This is a genomic window from Mesorhizobium sp. CO1-1-8 (assembly GCF_020164875.1).
Lineage (GTDB): Bacteria > Pseudomonadota > Alphaproteobacteria > Rhizobiales > Rhizobiaceae > Mesorhizobium.
Map to the genome: position 1 here is coordinate 238,237 of NZ_JAIUGZ010000012.1, position 8,999 is coordinate 247,235.

The following is an 8,999-nucleotide window of genomic DNA, read 5'->3' on the forward strand; positions in this document are numbered from 1 at the left end:
ACATCGATATAACAGAGGTGTCGGGCAAATTATCGGAATTGTCGGATTTTTGGTTTGCGGGCATAGGCGCCACTACCCAGGCTGAGCCTCACGGCCGGCCTCGCGCGCCTGTCGCGTGCGGCTCGCTCACATGCGGGCGCCAGCCGTGGACCCGGTCCCGCCCGGCAGCCTTGGCGCCATAGAGAGCCTCATCGGCACGCCGCAGCAGATCGGCAATCTCGACCGGGGCACTGCCGGTAACAAAGGTTCCGACGCCAATGCTGATCGTGACGATGCCCTTCTCGCTGCCGGCATGCGCAAGCCCGAGGTCGCGAACGCGGGCTCTGAGTTTTTCGGCGATCACGAAGGCGCCGCGGGCATCTGTTTCAGGCAGGATGAGCGCGAACTCCTCGCCCCCGTAGCGGGCTGCCGCATCGGCCGGCCGGCGGGCCATGGCCTTGATGCAGCCGCTGATGGCGCGCAGGCACTCGTCGCCGGCCGGATGGCCGTAGTGATCGTTGAACCGCTTGAACCAGTCGACGTCGATGATGAGCAGGCTCAGCGGCGCCATGCTCCGCTTGCCGCGTGCATGTTCGCGCGCCAGCGCTTCATCGAAGGCTCGGCGCGTCAGCAGTTCGGTCAGGCCGTCTCGATTGGCCAGCAGGTTCAGCTTCTCGTTGGCCGCGAGCAATTCGGCCTCGACATGCTTGGCATCAGTGATGTCGGAATAGACGCTGAGGCTGCCGCCATTACCGGTCGGCCTCGTCCTGACATCAAGCCAGCGTCCATCGGCAAGCCTGACCTCCTGGCGGTTGCGGGGAAGCTTCCGCGATGCCACGATGCCGCCGATCCAGTCCTCGACCCTGTCCGGCGGCACGAGTTGCTCGCCGCGCGCGGCCGAGATGCGCAGGATATCGCGATAATCGGCACCGGGTATCCGGATGTCGGTCGTCTGCGGAAACATGGCAATGTATTGGGCGTTGCTGAGCACCAGTTTGCCATCCCGATCGAACATCACCAGGCCGTCGGCCATATGTGTCAGGGCGTCCGACAGCCGGACACGGCTTTCAGCCAGTTCGTCCTCCAGTTGCCTGCGCGTGGTGATGTCGCGATTGTGCGTGATCAGCCCGACGATGGTTCCGCTCTGATCCCGGAACGGCGCTTTCAGCGTCGACAGCCAGCCGTCGGGTCCGTCTTCGTGATGAAGGCGCTGCTCGATGGTGGAGGGCACGCCGGCCGCGAGAATGGCGAGCTCGTCCTCGTGGAATTTCCGGGCCGTTTCCCGCGGATAGAAATCGAAATCGGTCTTGCCGATCAGCGCGTTGGCATCCACGGCCCGCATCAGCCTTGCGGTAGCCGGATTCGCGGCGATGAACCGGCCCTCCAGATCCTTGACATTGAGGCAATCGGGCAGCGCCTCGACGACCGCCTTGTAGATGCGCCGCGATTGCAGTGCCTCAATGCGGCGCCGTTCCTGGTAGAGCGCAAGTCCCGACAGCATGATCGAAAGAAAGATCAGCAGCGACGTCGGCAGCGCCACTTGCGGCAGCACCGCCCGCATGATCTCCCGTGGCAGGGCGAGCAGGCTGAGCAGCGAGCTGGTGGCGGCCGTTGCGGCCAGGATCAGGATGTCGACGCGGCCGGGCGCGCGCCCTCTCAGGGCGAGATGGCCGGCAATACCGATCAAGGTGGAAATAGAAATGCCCATGGCGCCCGCGAAAACGCCGATGCCACCTTCATGAAAGCGGAAAGCAACCGCAAGCAGCCCGGCGATAACGCAGGCGACCGGGCCGCCGAAGAAGCCCGCCAATGCGATCATCGTGCCGCGCAGATCGACGAAGACGCCGGGTTGCAACTGCATCGGCGTCAGCATCAGGGTGACGGCGCCGGCTCCCATCAGCAGGCCGAAAGCCGTCGCCCGAGTCAAAGCCGCCTTGCGGTCCAGCCACACATGGGTGTGGATCCAGACGGAAACGAACATCGCCACGACGGCGAGATTGGCCAGCAACTCGGACCAGGGTGAATCCATGCTTCACGCGTCCATTGATGCGTCGACCATAAGCGACGCGGCCCTTATGGATACGCCGCGCAAGAAAACAAAGGGTTACGGCGCGGGTTTGAATTGTCGCGATATGCGCACAAGGGCTACGTGACCGGGCCGATACGCCGTTCTGCTTTCATTTCTTCGGCCCAGCGCTACCTTAAACTCAGCTGAGCTTTCGAAACTCCTGACATGAGAACCCGCATGAAGCCGCAAATCATCTGCCATATGCTGGCATCCCTTGACGGCGGCCTCCACCCCAGCCGCTACACCAGGAGCCCCGATGGCACCCGGGCCGAGTGGTCAAGCCTCTATGAGCAGATCCACGGGGATCTCGCGGCTGACGCCTGGATCGTCGGCCGCGTCACCATGGCCGAGATGAGCAAGGCCGGCGCGCATCCGCCGGCCAATGCCGGCAAGGTCGACCGGCCCTATCATTTCGCGCAAATGGGTGCGGGCAGTTATGCCGTGGCGCTCGATGCCTCGAGCAAGCTTCATTTTTCCAAACCGGACATCGGCGGCGATCATGTCGTGGTGTTGCTTGGTCGTGATGTTGCCGACAGCCATCTGGCCGAACTCGCATCCGACGGCGTGTCCTATATCGTCGCGGAAACGGCGGACATGAATCTCGCTGCGATGCTCGAGGTGCTCGGCCGTGAACTCGGCATCCGCCGGCTGCTGCTCGAGGGCGGTGCCGGCATCAACGGCTCCTTCTTCGCAGCCGGCCTTGTCGATGAATTGAGCCTTCTCGTTGCACCCGCGATCGATGGACGCGCCAGGAACCAGGCCTTCGTCGAGTTCGGCGAAAGCGGCCTGCCGGGCAAGATGCAGCTGTCGCTGAAGAACTGCGAAGCCCTCGCCCATGGGCTCGTCCAACTGCGCTACGCCGTGACCCCTGAATGATGCACTGACCGCCTCGTGCACAAGGGCCGGCAATCTGACTGAGATTACCGGCCTTGTCTCATCCGCTTCAGCGCCGAGGCTTCAGCCCCTCAAGCGCTGTATTGCATGGCGTCGAGATCGGCGATCAGGGTCGGGCCGGTCGGGTGCCAGCCCAGCCGCGCCTGGGTCAGTGTGCTGGAGGCCGGCAGATCCATCGGCGCGAACATTGCCATCCAGCCGAAATGCTCCGCCGCCTTTTCCGGCGCGATGGAAACGACCGGCAATTTCAGGCCCCGACCAAGCGCCTCGGCGATTGCACGCACCTCGACACCTTCCTCGCCGACCGCGTGATAGCGCGCACCCGGCTGCCGCTTTTCCACGGCGAGCCGGTAAAGCCGCGCGGCGTCGAGGAGATGGCCCGCGGAGTAGCGGTTCCGGCCTTCGCCGACATAGGCGGAGACGCCTTTTTCACGTGCGATCTCGACAAGCGGCGAGATGAGGCCTTGCTTGACCCGGTTGTGGACCTGCGGCAGCCGCACCACCGACACATTGATGCCTGCGTCCAGCAAGGCATTGCCGGCCAGCTCCGAGGCGATGCGGGGATTGGGATGGCTGGCGTTGAAGACGTCCTCGACCGCCAACTGGCCATGCCCGGGGCTGCCCATGCCGACTCCGGAGGTGATCACCAGCGGCCGGTCGGAGCCGGCCAGTGCGGCACCGAGTGCCGCGATGACGCGCTTGTCCTTTTCGCAATTTTCGGCAAACCGCGAAAAGTCGTGGTCGAACGCCGTGTGGATCACGGCCTCCGCCTTGGCCGCGCCGTCGCGCAAAGTCTCGGGATCTTCGAGGGTTCCGCGATGCACCTCGGCACCCGCGGTGGCCAGCGCCTCGGCGCCGGCGTCGGAGCGCGTGACGCCGACAACTTGATGGCCAGCCTTGATGAGTTCGGCAACCAGCGCCGAACCGATGAAACCGGTCGCGCCGGTGAGAAAGATACGCATGCAAAATCTCCTGCACAGTTGCCTGCGTAATATTGCTGGTCTATTATTCTATTAAAGTAGTGACCATATCATGGTATAATGGCTAACAGGATGCCCTCCAATTCCGCCGGCTCACTGGCAGCGTTCCTCAAAGACCGGCGCACGCGGCTCGATCCGGCATCCTTCGGCTTTTCGGGCCGCCGACGCACGCCGGGGCTGCGCCGGGAAGAGGTCGCCCAGCGCGCCAACATAAGCCCGACCTGGTACACCTGGCTGGAACAGGGCCGCGGCGGCGCACCCTCGGCCGATGTCCTCAATCGCATCGCCAAGGGGCTGCTGCTGACCGAGGCGGAGCGCGAACATCTTTTCATGCTCGGGCTGGGGCGCCCGCCCGAGGTTCGCTACCGGGGCGCCGAGGGCGTCAGCCCCCGCCTGCAGCGCCTCATCGACACGCTCGATGCCAGCCCCGCAATTGTCAGGACCGCGACCTGGGATGTCGTTGCCTGGAACCGCGCCGCGCGGGTCGTGCTGACCGACTACAGCGCCCTGCCCGAGGGCGAGCGCAACATCCTGCGCTTCATGTTCCGCAGCCCTGTCATCCGCGCCAAGCAGCACGATTGGGAAAACCTGGCCCGCTTCGTGGTCGCCTCGTTCCGCGCCGATGCGGCGCGCGCCGGCGCGGTTTCAGAGGTCGCCCAGCTCGTCGACGAACTGTGCAGCGTCAGCCCCGAGTTTGCCGCCCTGTGGCGGGAAAACGACGTGCTCAGCCACGGCGACGGGACAAAGCGCCTGAAGCACCCGGAACTCGGTGACATCGAGTTGGAATATTCGGGCTTCGCGGTCGATGGCCGGCCGGATTTGAGCCTGACCGTCTACAACCCGGTCGACAGCGCGGTCGCCGACCGCATTCGCGCGCTGGCTCTCGCCCGACACCCCAAAGAGTAGGGCCTGACGATCCGTCCGCGGGGACGACGCCCGCCCTCAAGCGCGCTCGCAGACCGCCTTCAGAATCTGCAAGGTCGGACCCCAGTAGAGATCGGCGTGCGGACGGATCGCCGGTTCGGCGAAGTCGCTGAGCGTCAGCGTCAGCATCGTTCCCCCACCCGCCGACGCCAGATCGAAGCTGACCACAGTGTGGTTTTCGGGCATGTCCGCCAGCCGCGAGGCCGACAGCGTGCTCCAGTAGCCGTACGCGAAGCTCTTTTCCGGCTCAAAAGCGCGGATGGTGCCATGGTTCTCGAACGGCATTCCGTGCAGCAGTCCGCGCATCATGATCGCGCCACCGGCCTGCCCTTGCAGGCTGACAGTCAACTCCTCGTCGGACATCCATTGCGGGATCATTTCTGGCGTCGTCAGTATCCGCCAGACCTTGGCCGGCTCGGCACCGATGATGACAGTTTTGGTGATCGGCGCGGCAGACTCACTCATGCGATGCAATTTATCGCGGATTCGGCCCAGACAATATCGCCGGTCCAAGAACCGCGGATGCCGTCATTGCCCCTGCGTACGAAGGCAGCAGCATCACGCTTGCGAAGCGATCGCGGCCCGTGGCATCTGTCGGCTCCAGCAGCACAGACGGGCAGCATGACACCACGGCAGACACGACAGAGCGGCAGGCAGGCGGCGGCCAGCGTCAGCCTGAACCGGGCGCTGTCGAAGCTCGGCCTGTGCTCGCGCACGCAGGCCGAGGTGCTGATCGTCGAAGGCCGCGTGCGCGTCGGCGGCAAGGTGGTGCGCGATGCAGCCCTGCGCGTCGACCTCAACCGCGACCGCATCGTCGTCGACGACAGGCCGGTGGTTGCCGAGCGCAAGGTCTATCTCATCCTCAACAAGCCGCGCGGGCTGGTCACCACCCGCGACGACCCGCAACAGCGCGATACCGTCTATGCCTGCCTCGAGGGGCTCGACCTGCCCTTCGTCTCCCCGGTCGGCCGCCTCGACAAGGCGAGCGAAGGCCTGTTGTTGATGACCAACGACACCCGGTTTGCCAACCGGCTGATGGACCCGGCCTCGCATTTGCCAAAAACCTATCACGTGCAGATCGGCACAGTGCCGGACGCAGCGATGCTGGACAAATTCCGCGCCGGCGTGACCGTCGACGGCGAAACCCTGAGCGCCCGTTCGATCGAACTTTTGCGCAGCGGCGGCCGCACCGCCTGGCTGGAGATCGTGCTCGACGGAGGCCGTAACCGCCACATCCGTCGCCTGCTCGCCGCGCACGGCATCGAGGTCAAGCGCCTCATCCGCATCGCTATCGGTCGCCTGCCGCTCGGCGAGCTCGCCAAGGGCACGGCAAGGCATTTGACGCCAGAGGAACTGGAGCTGCTGGCAGGGTGAGCCCCGCGTATCGTCGATATCGGCGGCCTTGCATCCGCGCCGCCTCCTGACAGGAAGCTGTCAGGAGGCCTAGCCTATAGGCGACTCATGGGCCGGGCCGCGGCTCCAGCAATCCAGGAGCAAAACAATGAACCTCCTCTCTGTCCGCATCATCACGTCAGACGTTCAGCGTCTCGTGCACTTCTATGGCGAGATCACCGGCATGCCCGTGACGGTCTACACGGAAGACTTCGCCGAACTGGCGACACCGGCCTGCACGCTGGCGATTGGCAGCACGCGCACCTTGATGCTGTTCGGCGGCGACATCGCCCGCCCCGCCGACAACCACACCGTCATCATCGAGTTCCGCGTCGGCGACGTCGATGCTGAATTCGCCAGGCTCTCGGACCTCCTCAGGGATGTTACCGTGCAAAAGCCGACCACAATGCCCTGGGGTAATCGCTCGCTGCTGTTTCGCGACCCCGATGGCAATCTGGTGAATTTCTTCACGCCGGTAACCGCCGAGGCGATCAGGAAATTCGACAGGTAGGGCGGAGCGGCACCGCCGGCCGAAGCTGCTCTACTTCTGGTTCCATTTGCGGATGACCGGCTCGCTCAAATCATGCTCGTAGCCGAGCACGCTGATGCTGGCCGTATCGAGCACGAGCAGCGCGCCGCCTTCCGGCGGCAGCCCGATCCAGCGCGCCGCCAGCACGCGCAAAAAATGTGCGCTGGAAAACACCAGGATCGAACCGCCAGCTTCACGAAGCTGTCCGAGTATCCTGTCGGCGCGCACGCCGACATCGGCCGCCATCTCGCCCTTCGGGCAACCATCGCGAAACACATTCCAGCCGGGGCGCTCGGCCAGGATCTGTTTTGTCGTCAGCCCCTCATAGGCGCCATAGTCCCACTCATGCAGATCGTCCTTCTTGACGCTCTGCGCGCCGAAGCCGGCCAGCACGCTGGTGTTGTAGGCGCGCTGCGACGGGCTCGACCACACGGCCGAAAAAGACAGGCCCTTGAGCCTGTCCGCGACACCCCGCGCGGCGGCCTCGCCAACCGGGGTCAACGGCATGTCGGTGCGGCCGGTATGCTGCCCCGAAAGGCTCCATGCCGTTTCACCATGCCGGACCAGATGGATTTGGGGATACGCGTTGCTCATGGAATGCCTTTCAGTGTCGCCGGCACCTTAAGCGACGATGCGGCAAAGGGGAATCGGCTTGGCACAAAACTGCGGGGTCGCCTGGCCTTGATCCGCGGCGGGCCGGCCCTGTGATCATCCTGATGCCGCAACTATATCAAGGCCAGCCTCCACAAGGCTCCCGCCACCACAAGGGCATGAACCCTTGCACAACAAGTCGAGATCATCATGTACAAACATCTGCTCATCGCCACGGACGGATCGGAACTGGCCGACAAGGGCGTTGCCCACGGCCTGACGCTGGCCAAGGGCCTCGGCGCCTCCGTCACCTTCGTTACCGTCTCGGAACCATTCCCGATCTTCGCCTGGGGCGGAGCCATGGCCGGCTATGCCGCCGGCGATGAGCTGGTCGCCTACAAGGAAGAGGCAGGCCGCTATGCCAAGGAAGTGCTCGCCAAATGCAAGGCGTCGGCGGACGCCGCCGGCGTCTCCGCGGAGGTCGTGCATGTGGAGGACAAGCGGCCCGCCGAAGCCATCCTGGAACTGTCGCAGGCCCTGGGCTGCGACCTGATCGTCATGGCCTCGCATGGCCGCCGCGGACTGGGCAAGCTGCTTCTCGGCAGCCAGACAGCGGAAGTGCTGTCCTACACGGAGATTGCGGTTCTGGTGGTGCGGTAGGGTCCGCCGCAAAGCACGGCTAAAGAACCACCTCCCCCACGAGATAGACCCCCAGCGCCAGCAGCCCGACGAAGAACACCGTGCGGAAGGTCTCGACGCTCATCGCCTGGCGCAGTGCCTGGCCAGCGAACATGCCGGCCAGCGCCGGCGCCAATGCCACGAGCGACCCCGCCAGTTGCACCGTCGGCGACGCCAGGGCGCCGGTCCTGAACAGCCCGATGGCGAGCGCTGCCGTCGACACGGTGAAGGACAGGCCGAGCGCCTGGATCAGGTCTTCTCTTTCCAGCCGCAGCGATTGCAGATAGGGCACCGCCGGGATGACGAAGACGCCGGTGGCACCGGTGACCAGTCCCGTCACCACCCCGACCAGCGGTGACATCAAGGCTTCGTGGCGCACCGGCGTGGTAAAACCGGCCTTGGCGAGGCCGAGGATCGCATAAAGCACCAGTGCGGCGCCCAGCCCGGCTGAAGCCGCGCCCGTATGCGTGCCGGTCAGCAGGCCGGCGCCGGCAACGGTGCCGAGCATCACGCCGGCCATCATCGTCCACAGCCGCTTGCACAGGCGGCCGAAGGACGGGCCGGTCAGCAATTGCCAGAGATTGGTGACCAGCGACGGGATCAGCAGCAGTGCCGCGGCCTGCGCTGGCGGCATCGTCACCGCCAGCAGGCCCATCGCAACGGTCGGCAGCCCCATGCCGACGACGCCCTTGACGAAGCCGGCGGCGAGGAAGACGGCGCAGATCCAGGCGAGGACGCCGGCGCTCAGCATGATCGTGTCTTCGAGGCGGGATCAGTCATGCAGCAGCATATCGGTTGCGTCGGCATCCAGGCTTGCGGCCTTTGCCGGCGCCGCATCGCGGCTGGTGAATACGACCGTCGCCGCGCATCCCCGCAGGCCTGATCCCGCTTGTCTTATGACTTTTCATCGTTTCGGGGCCAAAGTGGGTTGCCGCCTGCGGGCCTTCACCACCCGCAGGCGGCG

10 protein-coding genes are annotated in these 8,999 nt (G+C 65.0%); 5 read left to right on the plus strand and 5 right to left on the minus strand.

Annotated features, from left to right (window positions below; translation table 11 throughout):
- Positions 1-88: 88 nt before the first annotated feature.
- The gene (locus tag LB558_RS23415; protein WP_224699698.1) at positions 89-2,008 is read right to left on the minus strand and encodes a diguanylate cyclase; all 1,920 of its coding nucleotides are present in this window, start codon (positions 2,006-2,008) and stop codon (positions 89-91) included.
- A 216-nt stretch (positions 2,009-2,224) separates the two neighbouring features.
- Between LB558_RS23415 and LB558_RS23420 the strand changes: the two genes are divergently transcribed.
- Complete coding sequence (locus tag LB558_RS23420; protein WP_224699699.1) at positions 2,225-2,923, plus strand: RibD family protein; 699 nt, start codon at positions 2,225-2,227, stop codon at positions 2,921-2,923.
- An 89-nt stretch (positions 2,924-3,012) separates the two neighbouring features.
- Here LB558_RS23420 and LB558_RS23425 read toward each other — a convergent pair whose 3' ends face one another.
- Entirely contained in the window at positions 3,013-3,903 is an 891-nt protein-coding gene (locus LB558_RS23425) for an SDR family oxidoreductase (RefSeq protein ID WP_224699700.1), read from the minus strand.
- Between the two features lie 90 nt (positions 3,904-3,993).
- Between LB558_RS23425 and LB558_RS23430 the strand changes: the two genes are divergently transcribed.
- A complete protein-coding gene (locus tag LB558_RS23430; protein WP_224699701.1) occupies positions 3,994-4,827 on the plus strand; it encodes a helix-turn-helix transcriptional regulator in 834 nt (277 codons plus the stop codon).
- 36 nt (positions 4,828-4,863) lie between these two features.
- Here the strand turns inward: LB558_RS23430 and LB558_RS23435 are convergent, their stop codons facing one another.
- Positions 4,864-5,310, minus strand: a complete 447-nt coding sequence (locus tag LB558_RS23435; RefSeq protein WP_224699702.1) for an SRPBCC family protein — start codon at positions 5,308-5,310, stop codon at positions 4,864-4,866.
- 156 nt (positions 5,311-5,466) lie between these two features.
- Between LB558_RS23435 and LB558_RS23440 the strand changes: the two genes are divergently transcribed.
- Both LB558_RS23440 and LB558_RS23445 read left to right on the plus strand, forming a co-directional pair.
- Complete coding sequence (locus tag LB558_RS23440; RefSeq protein ID WP_224699703.1) at positions 5,467-6,219, plus strand: pseudouridine synthase; 753 nt, start codon at positions 5,467-5,469, stop codon at positions 6,217-6,219.
- 127 nt (positions 6,220-6,346) lie between these two features.
- Positions 6,347-6,748, plus strand: coding sequence for a VOC family protein (locus LB558_RS23445; RefSeq protein WP_224699704.1), 402 nt, complete (start codon positions 6,347-6,349; stop codon positions 6,746-6,748).
- Between the two features lie 30 nt (positions 6,749-6,778).
- Here LB558_RS23445 and LB558_RS23450 read toward each other — a convergent pair whose 3' ends face one another.
- On the minus strand, positions 6,779-7,360 hold the full coding sequence (locus LB558_RS23450; protein WP_224699705.1) for a histidine phosphatase family protein: 582 nt from the start codon (positions 7,358-7,360) through the stop codon (positions 6,779-6,781).
- Between the two features lie 207 nt (positions 7,361-7,567).
- Here LB558_RS23450 and LB558_RS23455 point away from each other — a divergent pair, with 207 nt between their 5' ends.
- Entirely contained in the window at positions 7,568-8,017 is a 450-nt protein-coding gene (locus LB558_RS23455) for a universal stress protein (protein ID WP_224699706.1), read from the plus strand.
- Between the two features lie 19 nt (positions 8,018-8,036).
- On the opposite strand, the gene LB558_RS23460 is transcribed toward LB558_RS23455, so the two are convergent.
- A complete protein-coding gene (locus LB558_RS23460) occupies positions 8,037-8,786 on the minus strand; it encodes a sulfite exporter TauE/SafE family protein (protein WP_224699707.1) in 750 nt (249 codons plus the stop codon).
- Positions 8,787-8,999: the final 213 nt, after the last annotated feature.

Coding starts and splice junctions, on each gene's coding strand:
- LB558_RS23415 (WP_224699698.1), bottom strand. CDS start 2,008: ATGGATTCACCCTGGTCCGAGTTGCTGGCCAATCTCGCCGTCGTGGCG.
- LB558_RS23420 (WP_224699699.1), top strand. CDS start 2,225: ATGAAGCCGCAAATCATCTGCCATATGCTGGCATCCCTTGACGGCGGC.
- LB558_RS23425 (WP_224699700.1), bottom strand. CDS start 3,903: ATGCGTATCTTTCTCACCGGCGCGACCGGTTTCATCGGTTCGGCGCTG.
- LB558_RS23430 (WP_224699701.1), top strand. CDS start 3,994: ATGCCCTCCAATTCCGCCGGCTCACTGGCAGCGTTCCTCAAAGACCGG.
- LB558_RS23435 (WP_224699702.1), bottom strand. CDS start 5,310: ATGAGTGAGTCTGCCGCGCCGATCACCAAAACTGTCATCATCGGTGCC.
- LB558_RS23440 (WP_224699703.1), top strand. CDS start 5,467: ATGACACCACGGCAGACACGACAGAGCGGCAGGCAGGCGGCGGCCAGC.
- LB558_RS23445 (WP_224699704.1), top strand. CDS start 6,347: ATGAACCTCCTCTCTGTCCGCATCATCACGTCAGACGTTCAGCGTCTC.
- LB558_RS23450 (WP_224699705.1), bottom strand. CDS start 7,360: ATGAGCAACGCGTATCCCCAAATCCATCTGGTCCGGCATGGTGAAACG.
- LB558_RS23455 (WP_224699706.1), top strand. CDS start 7,568: ATGTACAAACATCTGCTCATCGCCACGGACGGATCGGAACTGGCCGAC.
- LB558_RS23460 (WP_224699707.1), bottom strand. CDS start 8,786: ATGCTGAGCGCCGGCGTCCTCGCCTGGATCTGCGCCGTCTTCCTCGCC.